Consider the following 17,251-nt stretch of genomic DNA (forward strand, 5'->3'; position numbering starts at 1 on the left):
ATTCTACAGTATAACAATTACATAGAACAGCCCCGCTAACACGAACCGGTACAGCGCGAACCATTCCAGGCGCAGCCGCTTAATCAGCTTGATGAATGTTACTACTGCAATCATGGCTACGAGGAAGGACGTCACGAACCCGATCAGCATCAGGGTCAGCGTATCTGAACTGAGTAGATCCCTGCTGTCATAGAGGTCCAGGAGGCTTGCTCCGAACATCACCGGCACGGAGATCAGGAAGGTGAAGTCCGCAGCGGCTTTCTGGCTGGTCCCCAGCAGCAGACCGCCTGAGATCGTCGAACCGGATCTTGAGAACCCGGGCCACAGCGCCAGACACTGGAACAGCCCGATGCCGAAGGCTTGGGTATAATTAAGACCGTCTACCGTCTCTGACGTTACGGATCGCCTGCTGCGTGCAGCGAAGATCATCAATAGGCCACCGGCGATCAGACCAATGAGGACCGGCTTAGGGCCGAATAGTTGGCTCTTGATCGTGTCTTTGAAGAGCAGATACACCACCAGTGCCGGAACCATAGCCAGGATCATATGGATGGCATTCAGTCCCTTGCTCTTGGAGAAATCCAGCTTCAGCATATTTATCCCGATGTTCACATACCTTTTCCAATACAGCAGCAATACGGCCATTACCGCACCCAGCTGGATTACGATTTTGAAGGTAACCGCAGCCTCCCCCTCGAACTCCAGCAAATCCCCTGCCAGGATAAGGTGCCCGGTAGACGAGACCGGCAAGAATTCAGTCAACCCTTCAATAATCCCTAATATAATTGCTTTGATAGCTTCTGTCACTGGTGAATAGCCCCTTTCGGAAGTGAATCAATATATTTCCAGTATAAGAGGCGGGAAGGAAATTCCCCATCGAATGAGCTAACAATATGGATGTTGATGTGACATAAGTGTCACGTGGGGCTGGAATCTCTATAGTTAGTGGTTTGGGGGACGTTCTTGTGATTTACGTGATAACCATGATAACCCCCACTCTATGATCAGGCCGAAGGCTAACCAGGAGACAAAATGAATCCCATACAGAATGTACTGGAATGTTTGCTCATTCTCCATAGAATAATGCAGTGTTGTTAGTTCAGGGTTAAAGATTAGGAGCAATGGACTGGTCAGGAACAGCAATAAGTTCTTGTCGTCTTCTCCTGACAGATTATAGAGACAGACCAGCAAAGACAGCACGGGTAGCCAGAAGCTTAGTTTTTTGAATATCGCCTTCATGGAAGACCTCCTCACTGACAAAATCATACTATCTACTTCCATAAATGTGCAACTTCATGCAATGGGCTTTCGTAAATGGATAAAGGAGCTGGTAAAAATGGTTGTTATTTTCGCTGTTCTTTTCATACTGCTTGCGATCCTGAATATCTTCTTCCCGGCCATGGGCTGGCATATGCGTTACGGCTGGATGGTAAAAGGCGACTCCGGCCCCAGTGAAGCCTACCTCATAATGAGCAGAATCACCAGTGTGATCGTTCTTATTATCTTTTTCTTGTTCTTTTTGCCTTCGATGTTTGGTTAGGGGGATAGCAACAATTATTGAGCATTTGCGAACGCTATAAAATAAACCCGCCGGGCTTAATGCCAGACGGGTTTATTATTTGCAAGTGTTTGAGAACGGCTTATAAAAGGCCCTTTTAAAGACATAAGAAATCATCCTAAGGTGCTTAATTAAATTTCTCAACTAATCATGTTCACAATTCCCCATTCCCACTGTTAACTGGTAAAAGCCCGTCAACCAATTAAGGTTGACGGGCTTTTGAGAATAGCACAGAGTTCTCTATACTATATTCCAAATAACAATGACTCATTTAACCCATGAGATCTTCCTGAAATTAACGAATCCTCTTGGTCTACAAAATAAAACTGTTGAATGTCTAGTTCATATTTGATTTCATTAAGGACACTCTTTATACCAGGAACCCACAACAAGGTATCTTGGCGTATGTAATTCAAAACCAATTCGTAACTGTGCTCAAACTTCTCAATATTTAGGCTATCATCCTTTTTCAGTACTGTGCGTACCTTTTCTGCTAATTCCATGTAATCAGCATCAATATGCTCTTGTCTACTAATAGCTACTGGTTTTAATTTTGACCATGCGTAGGCTCCACCCGCTACCACTTCTTCCGACCCTTCTACATATTCAATGCATGAATCATCATTAATAAAATCATTAATCCGTTCCTCTAAATCTTTAAAAGCTTGAACGAGCGTTATTATTTTTTTCATAAAGAACTCTCCTAACAAATAGTCCGTTTAATTTTCTCAGTTAGCTATTACACTCTGTTACTTTTGCGAATTCAGTATATCGCATTTTGAAACTTAAATACAATTAAGAAAAGTTCACTAAATTCACATCATTATCACTGACAATCGGTTTGAAAAAAAGGTCAGGTTGGTATTGTATAAGTAAGACTTGTGAAGGAGTTGCCTTTGCATGAAACCAATTGAGATTCGCTCTATTTTAGAAACAGTTAATCCTTTACGTTTTCACTTAATTAGTGGTGAAAATTACTCCGGAACATTTACTAAAGACGAACGAACCGGGCGCTGGATATCTTAATTAATTTTGGTGTATATCCTTCCACGATGCCCCCATCAAGCCTTCATTATCTTCTCTTTTAGTTTATAATTTATGCTAAGATTAGAACATACGAGTTTTTTTGTATGTTCTAATCTTATTTTTTAGAGGAGATATAATGAAACATAAAAGAATAAGCTTACTTGTTCTGGTTGTAGGTATGCTCTTTGTAGGATTTCTGGCTATACGTTATTTCGGGTGGACAAACAATCCTGAAGAAGCATCTATGCCTGAACCAAATATTGAAGTTCAAACGAAGATAGTGGAAGGCGTAACTTTTGCCTTACGAAATGCCAATTATGCTGAAAATGAAATTAAGGTTGGTTACGAGGTAAATGGAATTGCTATTATCAAGGATTATAATATAATCTGCAAATTCTATAATAATGGGAAAGATATAACAGATTCAAATACATCTGGCGGGGGATTAGTAAGTTTAGGCGATAAGCATTATTACCTGACAGGCATAGAGAAAGTTAGCAATGATGCTCTGCCCGATCTGCTAAGCTTAACGGTCGAGATAACGGCGGTACCTTCTGATTCCCGATTAAACCATATTACTGCATCATTTGACTTGTCCTTAAATAAAGAAAAGAATTAAATTCACAGTGTATGAGTGTTCACACTGCATTGAGGAGTAAATATTCTTAGAAATTAACCCCAGGAGATCATCCTGGGGTTTGTTCTGTAGCTTTGTTCATTTGGATACTTTAGCTCGCTGGCGGAATTGCCTGTCCGGAAGTTGCCGGATATAATGACCGTATTCTAACAAAGGAAAAAGGATACCTCCGGGCGTTAGTTACCTGCTGGAACAGGCCGCGCCTTCCATTTCGCGGCTGCCCCGGAAAATGCTAATACTGAGCACTAGCCATATAAGCACGAAATGCGCTGTCCATCATCATAACTTCGGGCCTTGCGGCTAGCGCGTGGTTTCCCAGAAGTACATCTCTTGTAAAACGGATGTTGAGCATGATTCGAAACATCAAGGCAATAAGCCATGCCGGCAGTTTGCCGATGATCTTCATTTTGGCTGGAGTGAGGGAAATGCCGGCCTGCTCCACCATTCGACCATTACGCTTCATGTCCATGGCAACGCCTCGAAGCACACGTCTGCTTTTAGCCGTCCTTAAATCGACGAGCCCGTCCGCTGTATAAAAGTGCTTCATCGAAATGACTGTAGTTGCATGCGAAACATGGAACGCCTGAATATTATCGGCAATTTCGTAGGGAAGGTGGGCTGCCTCTAGTAATTGTGCAAGCCTCATGATCCGGTCTGTTTTCTCGCCGTTGATTTCTCCGAAGACGGTTCCTTGTACGCTCTTGGAACCAAACTTAGCATTCAGGATGCCGTCCTTCATATCGCCGCCGGCACCCGGAAAACCGGGGAGCAAACGATCCCCCACAATGGCAAGCCATGAGTCATAACCTACCGTGTTTGTCAGCGTTACGACAGTTTTACTCTGATTGTTTCGAATAACCTCCAGCGCGGACTCAGCTTGGTCATAGCGTACAGGCACAAAGATAAAATCATAGATATCATGATCTTCCAGTTTCTCGATCACCCTTACCCGCTCATGTTGTACCGTTCCTTTGCTACTGAAGCGCAACCCGTTCTTTTGCAGTTCCGTAAGTCTGTTTCCGCGCGCCAGCAGGGTAACGTCCATTCCTGACTGGAAAAATCGCAAAGCATATAGGCTGCCGATAACGCCGGCCCCGAAAACCAACAGTCTTGGTTTGCTGGTTGTCATATCTTCAAAATACCTTCTTTCTTCGACTAAACTGAGACGCCATCATGCAAGAAGCGCAATTTCATTTATCAGTATCCTGAAGCATTTTTTTACATATCGTCAACGTTTTCCTTAGCTCTCAACTCGGCGATCAGCTTTTCGCCTTCCACATCTAGGTTTGGCAGTATGCGGTCTAACCATTTCGGCAACTGCCATGCTTTATCGCCGAAGATCGCCATGACAGCAGGGACGAGCGTCATACGTACGACAAAAGCGTCGATGAGAATGCCTAAAGCTAGCGTAAAACCGATTTGTTTGATATTGATACTCCCGCTTTGAGCGAAGCCGGCGAAGACGAATACCATAATCACGCCTGCTGCTACGACAACGCGGCTGGCCTGCCCGTACCCATGAACGACGCTGTCCCTTCCCTTATGACCATGAACATAGGCCTCACGCATGGAACTGACAAGGAAGACCTGATAATCCATAGCCAGTCCGTAAAGAATACCAGTGACAATGATGGGTATAATGCTGACCAACGGACCACCGGTGTCAAAGCCTAAGAGAGAATGCAGCCATCCCCATTGGAATACCGCCGTAGAGATTCCGAATGTAGCAAGTATACTGAGAAGGAAGCCGATGGTTGCCTTAATTGGAACGATAATCGACCGAAACACAAGAAGCAGAATAATCAGCGAGAAGATGACGATGATCCCTATGTAGAGCGGAAACACCTGAGCCAGTTTAGCTGACATATCAATGTTGATTGCTGTAATCCCGGTTACGCCGATCATCAAATTATACTTCTTCGCAATGTTCGAATCTGTATCACGCAGATCACGTACAAGGCTTTTGGTCGCTTTGTCAGAGGGCCCTGTCTTGGGAATGAGACTTATAATCGCCATGTCTTCCGTCTTATTCATGCCTGCTAGCGTCACCAGCGCAACATTCTCATGCTTCTGGAGATCAACTGCAACATTATTCATCATTTCCGAAGTGACCTTGTCAGAAGAACCTTTGGGCTCAGCAACAAGGATCAGTGGACCGTTAAAACCTTCACCGAAACCTCTTGAAAGGGCGTCGTAACTCTGCCTTGCCTCTGTATCTAAATTTGCTGTGGCGCTAGAAGGCATCCCTAGATTCATTTTAGCCACCGGAATGGCCGCTGCGCCTAATATTGCGATTATACCGATAAGGATAGGCCAGCGGTATTTGACCGTCCCCTTAACCCAACGATTTGCAACTCTATTGTGAGCTTTATTTGCATGGTTGCTGTTTTTCATGCCCTGTTTTGGCGAGCAAATGCGTTCACCTATTAAACCAAGAAATGCCGGTAGCAGGGTTAAAGCGATTAGGACGTTGACAAAGACGCTAGCTGCGGCGACCAGCGCCATCGTAGATACAAACTCGATTCCAATCACTAGCAAGCCGCACAGAGCGCAAATGACCGTTAAGCCTGCAAAAAACACGGCACTGCCCGCTGTACCCACTGCTCTGCCCGCAGCTTCGCGAGCGCTAAGTCCTTGATCCAGAATCATTCGGCGCTGACGGTTTACGATGAATAAGGAGTAATCAATTCCGACAGCAAGACCGACCATAAGTGCCAAGGTGGGGGTGGTTCCGTCCATGTAAATGAATTTCGAGAATGCAAAAGCACCAAGTAAGCTGATGGCAACCCCGAGGACTGCAGTTAAAAGCGGTAGACCTGCGGCAATAATCGAGCCGAGCGCTAAGAATAGTACAATAGCGGCTACAACCAATCCGACTGCTTCTTTAGGGCCGACGGGAGATTCTTCAGGTAAAAGTGTAACTCCTGGCAAAGCCGTAATGCCGGAATTATTTTGCTGAGCAGCTCTGATAGTAGTCACCACGGAGTCCTTTGCCGATTGGGGCAACGAATCATCCTGAACCGTGAAGTGAATTTGGAACAGCCCCACGTTCCCGTCAGCGGAGAGCATCACGTCAGATATAAGCTTTTCGTCTGTGGTTGCTACTCTCGCTTCATCGCCTTGGTTATTCTCCGTATTCGATATGCCGGCCTCCCCTGTCATACTGGCGGGATTAACCACATATTCCAGATTGTATACACCATGAATAGCCTTATTGATTAACGTTGAACGTTCCGGCGTGTCCAGCCGTTCGTCTTTAGGTGCCGTGAACACAATTTGAGCTGCTCCGCCAGTGGCCTCCGGGAGTTCTTCCGCCAGTTGATCTAATACCTTTTGTGATTCTGTACCCTCAATTTTCATTGTGGAACTTAAATGCATGCCATTCGTAATGAGCAAGGCTAGAACAACTCCAAGAATTGCGATCCAACTGATAATAAACTGCCATGGTTTGTTATAGGCTGATTTGCCCACTTTGTACAGAAATGTTGACATTGTAATGGTTCTCTCCATTCCGTGATTAGGCTATCTTGTCCCTACAGTGCCGCGACCAAAAAAGAGTATTTTCATTCATCATCCTCCATAATAAATGCGTGTTGAATTTTCAACATAGGTTTGAAATTTTGAGTGAAATGATTGGTCAAGAGTATTTCATATACACTCGTTGTTTTACCGACACGTGTATGATAATATATCATTGACGACGATGCTATAGTCAAATTTCAGAAAGTGTTGATTAAGCAACACATTTGTGCTTCTGACGATCAGAAGTAGGGAGGTAGGAATATGGTACACAGACAGGAAAAAGACCCCAGAGTGATCCGTACAAAAAAACTAATTCAGGATGCTCTCATGACGCTTGTTCAGAAAAAAGATTTCGATGACATCACCGTGAAGGATATCTCGGAAAAAGCTACGATTAACAGGGCGACTTTTTATGCGCATTACGTTGATAAATATGTCTTGCTGGACGATATGATCTCGGAAGGGTTTGATTCATGCGTGGACAGCAGGATTCTGCCGGGCCAGGAACTGACCGAAACAACTGGCAAGGAGCTTATACTGATGGTTAATGAGTATCATATCGCCTTTTTCGAACAATGGCGGATGGATACGAAAACCATTGCCGTTCGAGTGGAGAACATCATAAAATCAAAGCTGGAAAACATCATTGCTACCCTTATAAAAAACCAAAATACAGGTATCAGTTGGAATAACACCGATCAGCAAATCCTAACCACGATGATCACCGGCGCGATCTACAGCGCCTCCCTCGTTTTCATCAAGAACGGCAACAAGCACGACTTCGATCGCTTTACCGAGAGGGTACTGGCTTTTGTGCTGCATGGTATGAACGCAATGATATCTGATGTACACAATCTCAGCCAAAAAAATAATTGATTGTGGGGCAAGAGCGAATACTTTGTTCATTCACCCCTGCTCCCTTCACACCAAAAAGCCGGTTGTCTGAACATTCATGTTCAGACAACCGGCTTTTTGGCCCCGACAGTGCTGTCCTAGAAGGACGAATACACCTCTTCGAGCAAAGCGCAGTTTTGTCTCCTATTCACGGATCTGTCCTTGGATCTCGTTACGATCCAAAAGTATTATCATGTGCGCTGGAATATCGAGATGGGGTATCGCACTTCAAGGAACTGCTTGGCTTTGACCAATATCAATTACCATCGCTTCGTGATGAGCCCTTTTGGGCGATCCAGTTCTTTACGCAGAACTTCTTAAGCCTCTTCGAAATTAAAATCGCTTCGAGTCTCTGCCTAATACGCTTGAACAGCCTAAACACTACAGCTCTGTCTTTATCAAGATATTCAAGTCGATTCTGCAAGATTCAAGTAAGTTCAACTCAATTGTTCAGTAAAACGTATAGAAAAAGTATAATTTCCAAGGAAAGATCTTTAATTCGCATAACCCTAAATAAAGTAATATATTATATTATTATCCATAGTTTTTCGGCCGATAGATCAATAATGTATGAAGGATTTGAGAAAAAGTGATGAAAATAAAATTGAAATCGCTTTCCATTGTTTTTTGTTCGATTATCTCCGCTTCACTTTTTGCAGCAAGTGTATACGCCGCTTCAGGCATTAGCATTAATTCAGTAAATGCCCAGAAACAACAGGGAAACTATTTGTGCTGGGCGGCCGTAGCCAGCATGGCTGGACAATACTTAGGGAAATCCAATGCTACCCAATACAACATAGTTGCAGCCACTAAAGGAATGTACATGGACACTGCCGGGAATGTATATGACGCCAAGAATGGCCTTGCAGCATATGGCGTAAATTCGATTGCACTTCTTTCCATGCCCACATACGACAATATAATGTATAACATCAATACTAACTCTAACGTTCTAGCATTTACTAGCAAAGCGGGCTCCACTATTGGCCATGCCTTTTTGATTAAGGGTTACTACTATAATACGGATAACAACATTCAGAACCTTTACTATATAGATCCGGCAGATGCTTCCAGCAACGTTCAAAGCTTTTCAACTTTCAAGAGTAATTCCATCTATACTTGGGTCAATACAGTAAACAATATAAAAGCAAATTAATAATATACTAGCCATTAACAAGTAGGAGGTTTTTTTTGAAAATTCGTGCCATTATATTAACCGTTTTTTTTGCTCTGTTAACGTTGGGAAATGCTGCATATGCTGACTCAAGCCTTAAGACAGCTGGTGCAGATATCAAAGGGGCGATTGAGAGGGATTATACAGCGTATTATGCGGATACTCTTGAAGCCCAGAAGGAAAACTTTCACAGCAGCAACAGAGTAAGTTTCCTTGAAGCAACTCTTGGAGAAGGAATTGCTTATTATCAAGCGAATGTTCATGGAGAATCACTTTCACATGAATTGATTGGTTATAAATTCCCGCTTTATCTAGAGGGAACCCAAGTTGCGGTGATCGATGCTACTTTTGAGTCAGGTGCATGGAAAATTTTTAATATCAGCAATAATGATGATTTTGGCAATACAATCAAACGAATAGAATCTGAGTATGCTAAAGATGGTACATTAGAGCTTATTGATGACAAACGATATAATCTAAATTACCTCTATATTAACACTGCAGTTAATGAAGAATATATCAATTTAACAAATAATGAAAGTATAAGTCCTACAGAGATCATGAGTGTTGTTAGCGAGTCGGAGAGTTCCTTCAATAATTCGAACCGCAATTCAAATGACGGAGCGATTTTGGTCGGCGGGGGCCAAAATGTCTCTTCTGCTGACAATCAACCATCAAACATCTTTGTTTTTGCCTATCCTTCTATTCGGACTATCTCTTATCTTTGCTGTTCCTCTCATAGTCATAGCGACTCAAAGAAAAAGGGCCTCCGTCACACCGATGAGAGCAGGCTGAAATTAATGAAACAAAAAGGATTGTTATTCCTTCTTCTATTCCTTGTGCTGTTAGCAATGGTTGGATGCAACAAGGAAGATTCTGCCGAGGAAAAGACCGACGAACAAATTGCCGCCGATTATCTTCAAGCTCTTGGTTACACGATTATTGTCCATGAAGGAGAAGCCGCAAAATATACCTTGGAGCAGGAAAGGCTTGAAACTCCGGATTATATGCAGCTCTGGGCAGTTCAGGAGGAAGAGCCTGATGCCTACTTCGGGAAAGAAATCGTCTCTTATCAATTCACTGTAAGGGATCATCCACTGGAACAGTTGTATAGCCCAGATGATTACACTATTTCTGTAATAGTAATGCTTGTAGACAGTGAGGTCATAGGCGGAATTTCCGGTCCAGTAAGCAAAATTAAAAATCTCGTCATGGCAGGCGGAGAGTATTCAATAGATGGAAAGACGCTGAACGAGATTAAGGGAATCGATTATTCACAATGGCTTGACTACTGGGCGAAAAAGTACGGAAAACGGACTGAGTAACCCTTCCAATCGATTCCTTAACGGATACTAGCCGAGCAGATAAGCTGATCAAGGACTACACCTTGGTCAGCTTATCTGACGTTTTGGAGCAAGAACATCGCTTTATCCAATTAAAGGTAAGAAAAATGGTAGAAGTTCACTCTTCCCCATAAAAAAACCGGAAAGCCGTGCCACTATAGAGTTAGCTGGTGAAGGGAATTGAACCCCCGGCCCACGCATTACGAGTGCGACCCAGCATATATTTATTAGGTTTTCCTGGGGTCTGTTGGGCAATAAATCGCGTGTTTTAAGCGTATAGTTACTTCTAAAGTTTTGTTGATATTTGGTTGTTGTTAGAAGATTGGTTAGAAGTTTTGTTAGAACGGAAATGCTACCTTAGCACCGCCTTCCCGCTGGAATAACACTGAGTATTGGTCCAGCATATCACTTCTTCCTAAACCTCCTTGTACATCGGTGTCCTTGTGTTTACACGTTTATTATAAACATCTTTAACCTTCCATTGAAACGAAGGACGAAGCTATTTGAAAATTTCTTATGCCTGGCCTCTTTAGGCTCCAGCCCATTTTTGCAGGTTTTGCACTCCTTTATATAGGCAGATGCATATGACTAAAGTACACACAAAATCGTAAGAGGAGAATGAGTATGTACCATAATTCATGCCATCAATATCAATTGCATTACCCTATGCATAACAACTGCAATAACAACTATCAGACATATCAGCCTCAACATTATTGTAATTGTTACCCCTACAGAAAAATAAACTTAAGAGATTATGGACAATGTCCACTTGTAGTGAATATTGACCAGGCAGCAAAGCAAAACCAAACTTACCGTACCGCTTTATGGACAGGGAAATATTTTCAAGTGACTTTGATGAGTATCAATGTTGGCGATGATATCGGTTTAGAAGTCCATCCGACAACAGATCAATTTATACGTATTGAAGAAGGTCAGGGACTTGTTCAAATGGGGGATAGGAAAGACACTTTAGATTTTCAAGTGATGGCCTACGATGACTATGCAATTATGGTGCCTGCTGGAAAATGGCATAATTTAACGAATACAGGAAACAAACCACTTAAACTATATGTTATCTATGCACCGCCTGAGCATCCATATGGTACAGTTCATGAAACAAAAGCAATTGCCATGTCTGCAGAAGGTAAGAAAGTTCAGATATAAAAACCGTCCTGTAGAATACATGCGCCAGGCCGGGGAGATGGACGGTGATCGGTATGGTATAGTTCACACCCACGGCCTTCAGCTCAGCCAGGCTGTGCTTTTTATACAATGTTATTCCCCTCCTATCGTCTCTTGGAGTACTCGCCAAGCCGTAAGCAAAGTGCTCACTGCTTGTTCCTGACCGTGCCAAAACAAGTTCTCTCTCAGGCTGCTTATTTGGGAGTCAAAAGCTTCCCACTCGCTTCCCTCGATCACGGGCTGTGACTCCTGCTGATGAGGTTCCTCCTGCGGAACCTCAGATGAAGCGACGACTTTCTGAATCGCCTCTTCCAGCGTCCCTTCCTGGAGCCTGAGCTTGACCTCCCGCAGCACACCTACATCCTGCCAGTCCAGCTGCCTGCGCTTGCCGTCCCGGTTGAACGTGTACGCTTGTTCCTCCAACAAGACGACCCAGCGCCGCAATGTGCTGACCGGCGTATTCAATAGTTCTCCTGCCTCTTTGAATCCAACTTCCTGCATGGCACTCTCCTCTCTCAACGCAAAGGCCGCCCCTTGGATTGCCGGGGCGGCCTCTTTTTGTTTTCTTGCATGATATAAGATTAACTTAATTGTTCAAGGGAAACGTGTTCGAAAAGTACGTAAAAAGTATGGGATTATAGGGATGAACTATTCGAGTCTCCGTCAGCCGTATCTCAAGGCAGGGCAACGTTTGCAAGTTGGAACTCTGCTTCATGGTATTCCCAAATACTATGACTTTTTCTATAAACCATGGGACATTTTCGATGCCCATTAATAATCTTTATTATACCTTTTCCTATTTCTCAAACATTTTATGGCTCCTGTTATAGTTCCCATCTTTGGTTCCCGGACATTTACAAGTATAGAAAACAAAAAAAGCCTATACCACGAGGGTTTCGGCTTTTGAAACAGGGAACAATAACGGGAACTTTAAATATAATTCTGATTAATTATTCTTTAGCCTTAGGTGAATACAAATTCGCATTATCTAGTAGAAATAAGGAACAACCACTTCTGTACTCGTTAATAACCTAATGAATAAATATTGAGCCTTTAGTTTGTATCAGAAACAATTTGTTTGATCTATTGTATTTAATTAACTTTCACACCCACTCTGATACCTGTTTCAACATCTCTATTATATATATCTAATTTTTGATAAGGATTATGAATTAATAAAGTTGTAAGATCATAAGTGCCAGAATCTTGATTGATAGTGAACCCTGAATTTAGTTTTACTAAGTTGTCTTTTGAAACTTCAAAATATACGATTTTTCTATCGTCAATTACATCTACTTGTTTCCAATCAAATAAATTTACTACTGCATATCTTTTCAATTGCTTGTTGCTGTTATTACCTACCCGTATATAGTAATTTAATATGTCATGTGAAGCAACATTTTGTGTGAGCCATCTTTTTAAATCATTATTTTTTGTAACTAACAACCCATCAAGCATACTATTATTTTCGATTATTCCATATTCATTATATTTAATCTGTTCATTAACAGTTTCTTCCTGTATTACAGTACTAAATCTAAGAAATAGTAAATGATTCATATCAGTTTTTTTTCTGTACTCCTCATCAAAGCTCTTATTCTCAGGAGATTTAATAATTACAAATAGTATATCGTGTAATCCCCTATCTAAATTTGGCAACTGAAACGGGATTTCAACCGACTCTCCAGCTTTAACTTCAAGTGTAAAGTCTTCTTCGGGCTCCCTGTTGTCTACACTGAATTTAGCTTGTTTGTAATCAATTAAAAGTATTATCTTATATACTCGGTCAGTATTAATGAAATTCCCAATTGAAATAAATTTATTTATTTTTTCATCTGCATTGTAGTTGAAATTAAAATCCTTTTCTATTACCCCTTTATCATTGTACAAACCGAGCGACACACCACCAGCACTTGTGTTGGGGAGTTTATCTCTATTTGCAGTACTAGGGATGGTATTGGCAAACTCTATGCTATTCAACCCTGAATTTACATTATCGTCAAGAGTGCTATTAGCAGGTTTTTCAGAACAAGCTATTAATGTAAGCAGTAAAGAAACTATCAATAACTTATTGAATTTTTTTAAATCCATGATTGATACCTCTTTTTTCAGATTGTTAAATTACAATAAGCAAATTGGTGGTAAATAACCAATTTGCTTATTGTAGTTATGTTTAGTCTCCGTAAGTTTCCGGGTACCAAGATTGATAACCAGCATGTTCAAATTTATGAGTACCATATGATTCTCCATCTTCCCATGGATTGAAATGAACTGACGCAGTTGCACCAGCATAAGAAGAATTGGATTGATCATCGGTTCCAGATGCTGCAAAGGCCTTCTCGTTATACACTGTCAATCTTGCATAAATTCGATCTATTTGTTTTCTAGTGCTTTTTGTACTATCTGTGTAAGATGCTGAGTATGACAATACATTATCGCTAAAATAACCTTCATCGCATGAACTGTCTGCTACCCAGTGAGGACCAACTGCAGCAGCTTTAAGAGTATTTTGTTGATTATCTAACAATTGGGGTTGAAATTCTTTATGTGGTACTTTTTCTGTATCTACTACTACTGCTGAGGGAATAATATCATTCCCAGAAGCATTTGCAGGCAAGGATATTGAAGAAACAGAGAACAAGATAATAGCAATAGATGCTAATGCCTTTTTCATATACAAAACTCCTTTAGTATTATTTGTTTTAAATAAAATGAAAAGAATTTAGGTATCAAAGGTTTCTGGGTACCAAGATTGAAAGCCGGCATGTTCAAATTTATGTGCACCATAAGCTTCTGTGTTTGAAGCACTAGCCCCACTACCAAATTGTGCACCTGCATGAGACAAGTTGGATTGATCATCCTCAGCGCTCCCTATATGACCCCCATCCTCATACAGTTTGACTTTTGCATATATTCGATCGATTGTTAATCTAGTTCGCTTGCTACTGTCGGTGAAGGAATCTGAAACTGAAGTTGCTCCAGAATTATAAGTAACAGTAGTCTTGGCAGTCCAGTGTGGTGTGAGTGCTGCTGACAACTTTGCCCCCGTATTAGTATTTGCCGGTTCAAAAGATTTCTCTTGAAGTTGCGCTGTATCAAAAACAACTAAAGGTATAATTTGGTCTGTGCTTAATGCAAACACATTTGTTGGCGAGAGAAGTATAGCGCTACCAAGGAGCAAAGTGACAACCTTCCTTTTTTTCATTTAATATCCTCCTTTATATTTTTTTATTACTAGAGAATATTTTTTTCCATTTTTACCCTCTGTAAAATAATATAACTTCACGTTCTCTTTCTGTCAATATTTTTAATTATTTTATATAAAATCCCATATTAATAGTCTGGCCTTGCTATATTGACATGAAAGTTCTTAAAGTGGACAAATTTGAAATATCAGATGGTGTAGGCCAGTGAAACGAAATGCTGAAGAATGTCGAATTAATTTTCACAAGGCTCAAGTTAGTTACCGTATCTCTCCTGTAACCACTCATTAAACTAACAATTATCCTTTAAAAACTGCTCAATTTGCTCGTTGCTCCATGCAATCGTATACCCTGCTTTAGGACTTACTGGAGAAAATAAAAAATTCGATTTCACCAATTGACTCATTAACTGGAGCACTTTCTCTTTACGTATTCCAAGTCCTTGCTGCAGCTCAGCTGACCTCGCAGACCCCATCTCGCATATCATTCGCTGCATCCTTAGTAGGAGTTCTTCATCACTCTCTTTGGTATCCACCAGCCAAGGCTTCAACCCCGTCTCCGGATCATACTCTGCTGCTACCTTTCCTTCTTTGCTGAGTTGTTCAACATAAGTAGCTGCCGTCACATAATCAACATTCAGTGCATGCTGCAGCAGCCTTCCGGATACACCATTATGTTCCCGCGCCAAGCGAATAACCTGATCGTACACACTCTCATTTATAGGTGGCACTTCCTCTTCCTCCACATCCGTCCATTCTCCTAAATGAGCCATGATTAGTGGTGATGGTCCGACAGTTTCATCCTCACCTCCCATTGGCTGGTTGTCTTCCTTGTCAGCTATTTCGCTAAGCAAAGAAGAATCTTCATTCCCCTCTGTTTCTGGATCTACTTTCCGGAGCCGCATTTCATTCCGCCAATAACGCTTCAACTCCTCAATATACCGGGTAGTCTCATCATCATCCGCGCTAATCGCCGCCGATTGAAATCTCTTCTGTCCGCCACCGTTCAACATGCAGATTCCATCCCCGCCACCGAGCAAATGTGGTCCACCTGTGTCCATGACTGTTTTGAAATCATAGACACTCAGCAGATGGAATGCCACCCGGGACGGAAGATTTGATTTTATCACTCCAGTCACCACATCCACGCTGGGACGCTGAGTCCCTAAGATGAGATGGAGTCCCGCAGCTCGTCCCATTTGGGTCAAGCGTTGCACGGTTTCCTCCACATCCGCACGGGCAATGACCATCAGGTCGGCGTATTCATCAATTACAGTCACGATATACGGCATCTGATCTTGCGGATGATTCCGGTTGTACTGCAGCAAGTTCCGTACACCTACTTCGGCAAAACGCTTATAGCGCTTTTCCATCTCCACCACTAGCTTCTTGAGTGTCAATGCCGCCCGTTTCGGATCTGTGACTGGCGGGGATATCAGATGCGGCAAGCCGGTATACATCGTAAACTCGACCATCTTCGGATCGATGAGCAGAAACTGGACTTGCTCCGGTGAACGTGTGGAAGCTAATGAAGTTAGCAGCCCATTAATAAAAACAGATTTTCCGGAGCCGGTAGCCCCTGCCACAAGCAAATGCGGTAATTTGGCTAAGTCCACCAGGATCGGTTTGCCCTCCATATCCTTCCCGAACACCATAGGCAGTTCAGCCGTTTGAGCAAACACCTTCAGGTCCTGTGCCATATCACTCATATATACAAATGCCCGTTCGGTATGAGGCAATATAAAGGCTGCTGCACTTGAAAACGGGGATGAAGTGACCGCAAAACTCCGGTCATGTCCGATATGGTTGGCCAGATCATCTCTTTTCTTAACCAGGTCACTGAGCTGCAGCCGGGCCGGTAAGCGAAAGGAGATGGTTTGTAGCGTTGGCCCCGCATCAATGGACAGAATTTCTGGCGGTTCCTCCATCTTGAGTCCTGCCAATTGGACCGTATTGAAGATGAGCTCCGATGCCTGTTCTGCCGATAATGTAGAAGAAGAATGAGGCCGAGGATTCGGCGGGAATAGCGCATAGGGTCCCGATTGAACACGCTGTTCGCTTGTAATCACAACCGGCCTATGATTGAGTTCGCCCCTCTCGGGTATGGAAGGCATCGATTCCACACCCCCGGCACTGGGCAGCTTGCTCTCCAAAGTATCTGCTGACGATGGCCCCAGTCTCCATTCCCGGTCTCGAATCCTTTGCCGCAGCTGGATAAGCCATGGCCCCATGCGTTTCCGATGCTTCCAAGCCACTCGCGCAATATGGGGTACACCCACAATGCCCAGCCACAATGTAACTGCATACCGGAGCACCGTTTGTGCCAAGTGACTGAGTTCTGGCGATGGCTCTAGGAACAATACGATTACACTTCCCAGCGCAGCCAGGACCGTCAGCCGATTCACGAATTGTCCAAAGGATTCCTTTTGTGGTGGATCTGGAGTGCTCACTGTGTTCTCAACTTCCTTTCATCATGGTTTGAAGCAAGTCTCTTAATTGCTGATTGAACCGCGCTGCATTCTCTTTGATGAGTGGCCACCAGGCATCCGACTCGTCAAACACAAAGTGATAAGCCTCTTTAAGATTTCGAAATAGCATGATCACCAAAAACACGCCCAACGCTTTGACTAACCAGGTCGGTAAGCCATTGCCTCCTTTCTTGTAAAACACCCAAAGCAAAATTGCGATAATGACAACTGTTAAATTCAAT

General features: G+C 42.8%; 18 protein-coding genes. 7 read left to right on the forward strand and 11 right to left on the reverse strand.

Annotation, left to right across the window (positions count from 1 at the left end; genetic code table 11):
• Window positions 1-3: 3 nt before the first annotated feature.
• Both ACFSX3_RS19370 and ACFSX3_RS19375 read right to left on the reverse strand, forming a co-directional pair.
• A complete protein-coding gene (locus tag ACFSX3_RS19370) occupies window positions 4-807 on the reverse strand; it encodes an undecaprenyl-diphosphate phosphatase (RefSeq protein WP_209988209.1) in 804 nt (267 codons plus the stop codon).
• Between the two features lie 135 nt (window positions 808-942).
• Window positions 943-1,239, reverse strand: a complete 297-nt coding sequence (locus tag ACFSX3_RS19375) for a hypothetical protein (RefSeq protein ID WP_209988206.1) — start codon at window positions 1,237-1,239, stop codon at window positions 943-945.
• 97 nt (window positions 1,240-1,336) lie between these two features.
• On the opposite strand from ACFSX3_RS19375, the gene ACFSX3_RS19380 reads away from it, so the two are divergent.
• The gene (locus ACFSX3_RS19380; protein WP_209988203.1) at window positions 1,337-1,540 is read left to right on the forward strand and encodes a DUF6199 family natural product biosynthesis protein; all 204 of its coding nucleotides are present in this window, start codon (window positions 1,337-1,339) and stop codon (window positions 1,538-1,540) included.
• A gap of 263 nt (window positions 1,541-1,803) precedes the next feature.
• Here the strand turns inward: ACFSX3_RS19380 and ACFSX3_RS19385 are convergent, their stop codons facing one another.
• The gene (locus ACFSX3_RS19385) at window positions 1,804-2,250 is read right to left on the reverse strand and encodes a hypothetical protein (protein ID WP_209988200.1); all 447 of its coding nucleotides are present in this window, start codon (window positions 2,248-2,250) and stop codon (window positions 1,804-1,806) included.
• 208 nt (window positions 2,251-2,458) lie between these two features.
• Here ACFSX3_RS19385 and ACFSX3_RS19390 point away from each other — a divergent pair, with 208 nt between their 5' ends.
• Together ACFSX3_RS19390 and ACFSX3_RS19395 are read left to right on the forward strand one after the other, a co-directional pair.
• Window positions 2,459-2,584: a hypothetical protein gene (locus tag ACFSX3_RS19390; RefSeq protein ID WP_379255657.1), complete on the forward strand. Its 126-nt coding sequence runs from the start codon at window positions 2,459-2,461 to the stop codon at window positions 2,582-2,584.
• A 136-nt stretch (window positions 2,585-2,720) separates the two neighbouring features.
• Entirely contained in the window at window positions 2,721-3,203 is a 483-nt protein-coding gene (locus ACFSX3_RS19395; protein ID WP_209988197.1) for a hypothetical protein, read from the forward strand.
• Between the two features lie 250 nt (window positions 3,204-3,453).
• Here ACFSX3_RS19395 and ACFSX3_RS19400 read toward each other — a convergent pair whose 3' ends face one another.
• Together ACFSX3_RS19400 and ACFSX3_RS19405 are read right to left on the reverse strand one after the other, a co-directional pair.
• Window positions 3,454-4,350 carry a ketopantoate reductase family protein gene (locus ACFSX3_RS19400; RefSeq protein ID WP_209988195.1) on the reverse strand — a complete coding sequence of 299 codons (897 nt, stop codon included), beginning with the start codon at window positions 4,348-4,350 and terminating at the stop codon, window positions 3,454-3,456.
• 89 nt (window positions 4,351-4,439) lie between these two features.
• On the reverse strand, window positions 4,440-6,713 hold the full coding sequence (locus ACFSX3_RS19405; RefSeq protein ID WP_209988192.1) for an MMPL family transporter: 2,274 nt from the start codon (window positions 6,711-6,713) through the stop codon (window positions 4,440-4,442).
• A gap of 291 nt (window positions 6,714-7,004) precedes the next feature.
• On the opposite strand from ACFSX3_RS19405, the gene ACFSX3_RS19410 reads away from it, so the two are divergent.
• The 4 genes from ACFSX3_RS19410 to ACFSX3_RS19425 all read left to right on the forward strand — a co-directional run bounded on the left by ACFSX3_RS19410 (window position 7,005) and on the right by ACFSX3_RS19425 (window position 11,321).
• Window positions 7,005-7,619, forward strand: coding sequence for a TetR/AcrR family transcriptional regulator (locus tag ACFSX3_RS19410; protein ID WP_209988190.1), 615 nt, complete (start codon window positions 7,005-7,007; stop codon window positions 7,617-7,619).
• Between the two features lie 610 nt (window positions 7,620-8,229).
• Window positions 8,230-8,793, forward strand: coding sequence for a papain-like cysteine protease family protein (locus ACFSX3_RS19415; RefSeq protein WP_379313217.1), 564 nt, complete (start codon window positions 8,230-8,232; stop codon window positions 8,791-8,793).
• 35 nt (window positions 8,794-8,828) lie between these two features.
• Window positions 8,829-10,136: a hypothetical protein gene (locus ACFSX3_RS19420; protein ID WP_209988185.1), complete on the forward strand. Its 1,308-nt coding sequence runs from the start codon at window positions 8,829-8,831 to the stop codon at window positions 10,134-10,136.
• Window positions 10,137-10,778: 642 nt separating this feature from the next.
• Complete coding sequence (locus ACFSX3_RS19425; protein WP_209988182.1) at window positions 10,779-11,321, forward strand: cupin domain-containing protein; 543 nt, start codon at window positions 10,779-10,781, stop codon at window positions 11,319-11,321.
• A gap of 111 nt (window positions 11,322-11,432) precedes the next feature.
• Here ACFSX3_RS19425 and ACFSX3_RS19430 read toward each other — a convergent pair whose 3' ends face one another.
• The 6 genes from ACFSX3_RS19430 to ACFSX3_RS19455 all read right to left on the reverse strand — a co-directional run bounded on the left by ACFSX3_RS19430 (window position 11,433) and on the right by ACFSX3_RS19455 (window position 17,250).
• Window positions 11,433-11,840 carry a hypothetical protein gene (locus ACFSX3_RS19430; protein WP_209988179.1) on the reverse strand — a complete coding sequence of 136 codons (408 nt, stop codon included), beginning with the start codon at window positions 11,838-11,840 and terminating at the stop codon, window positions 11,433-11,435.
• A 591-nt stretch (window positions 11,841-12,431) separates the two neighbouring features.
• Window positions 12,432-13,430: a hypothetical protein gene (locus tag ACFSX3_RS19435; RefSeq protein WP_209988176.1), complete on the reverse strand. Its 999-nt coding sequence runs from the start codon at window positions 13,428-13,430 to the stop codon at window positions 12,432-12,434.
• Window positions 13,431-13,512: 82 nt separating this feature from the next.
• Window positions 13,513-14,013 (reverse strand): hypothetical protein, encoded by a 501-nt coding sequence (locus ACFSX3_RS19440; protein ID WP_209988173.1) that lies wholly within the window; start codon window positions 14,011-14,013, stop codon window positions 13,513-13,515.
• A 48-nt stretch (window positions 14,014-14,061) separates the two neighbouring features.
• Entirely contained in the window at window positions 14,062-14,544 is a 483-nt protein-coding gene (locus ACFSX3_RS19445; protein WP_209988171.1) for a hypothetical protein, read from the reverse strand.
• A gap of 290 nt (window positions 14,545-14,834) precedes the next feature.
• Window positions 14,835-16,469 carry an FtsK/SpoIIIE domain-containing protein gene (locus ACFSX3_RS19450; protein ID WP_379255638.1) on the reverse strand — a complete coding sequence of 545 codons (1,635 nt, stop codon included), beginning with the start codon at window positions 16,467-16,469 and terminating at the stop codon, window positions 14,835-14,837.
• Between the two features lie 529 nt (window positions 16,470-16,998).
• Entirely contained in the window at window positions 16,999-17,250 is a 252-nt protein-coding gene (locus ACFSX3_RS19455; protein ID WP_209988164.1) for a hypothetical protein, read from the reverse strand.
• Window position 17,251: the final 1 nt, after the last annotated feature.

It is taken from the genome of Paenibacillus rhizoplanae, from assembly GCF_042684125.1.
In the GTDB taxonomy this organism is placed as follows: domain Bacteria; phylum Bacillota; class Bacilli; order Paenibacillales; family Paenibacillaceae; genus Paenibacillus_AQ; species Paenibacillus_AQ rhizoplanae.

Coding starts and splice junctions, on each gene's coding strand:
- ACFSX3_RS19430 (WP_209988179.1), bottom strand. CDS start 11,840: ATGCAGGAAGTTGGATTCAAAGAGGCAGGAGAACTATTGAATACGCCG.
- ACFSX3_RS19385 (WP_209988200.1), bottom strand. CDS start 2,250: ATGAAAAAAATAATAACGCTCGTTCAAGCTTTTAAAGATTTAGAGGAA.
- ACFSX3_RS19390 (WP_379255657.1), top strand. CDS start 2,459: ATGAAACCAATTGAGATTCGCTCTATTTTAGAAACAGTTAATCCTTTA.
- ACFSX3_RS19440 (WP_209988173.1), bottom strand. CDS start 14,013: ATGAAAAAGGCATTAGCATCTATTGCTATTATCTTGTTCTCTGTTTCT.
- ACFSX3_RS19380 (WP_209988203.1), top strand. CDS start 1,337: ATGGTTGTTATTTTCGCTGTTCTTTTCATACTGCTTGCGATCCTGAAT.
- ACFSX3_RS19415 (WP_379313217.1), top strand. CDS start 8,230: ATGAAAATAAAATTGAAATCGCTTTCCATTGTTTTTTGTTCGATTATC.
- ACFSX3_RS19405 (WP_209988192.1), bottom strand. CDS start 6,713: ATGTCAACATTTCTGTACAAAGTGGGCAAATCAGCCTATAACAAACCA.
- ACFSX3_RS19435 (WP_209988176.1), bottom strand. CDS start 13,430: ATGGATTTAAAAAAATTCAATAAGTTATTGATAGTTTCTTTACTGCTT.
- ACFSX3_RS19445 (WP_209988171.1), bottom strand. CDS start 14,544: ATGAAAAAAAGGAAGGTTGTCACTTTGCTCCTTGGTAGCGCTATACTT.
- ACFSX3_RS19450 (WP_379255638.1), bottom strand. CDS start 16,469: ATGGAGGAACCGCCAGAAATTCTGTCCATTGATGCGGGGCCAACGCTA.
- ACFSX3_RS19400 (WP_209988195.1), bottom strand. CDS start 4,350: ATGACAACCAGCAAACCAAGACTGTTGGTTTTCGGGGCCGGCGTTATC.
- ACFSX3_RS19375 (WP_209988206.1), bottom strand. CDS start 1,239: ATGAAGGCGATATTCAAAAAACTAAGCTTCTGGCTACCCGTGCTGTCT.
- ACFSX3_RS19410 (WP_209988190.1), top strand. CDS start 7,005: ATGGTACACAGACAGGAAAAAGACCCCAGAGTGATCCGTACAAAAAAA.
- ACFSX3_RS19395 (WP_209988197.1), top strand. CDS start 2,721: ATGAAACATAAAAGAATAAGCTTACTTGTTCTGGTTGTAGGTATGCTC.
- ACFSX3_RS19425 (WP_209988182.1), top strand. CDS start 10,779: ATGTACCATAATTCATGCCATCAATATCAATTGCATTACCCTATGCAT.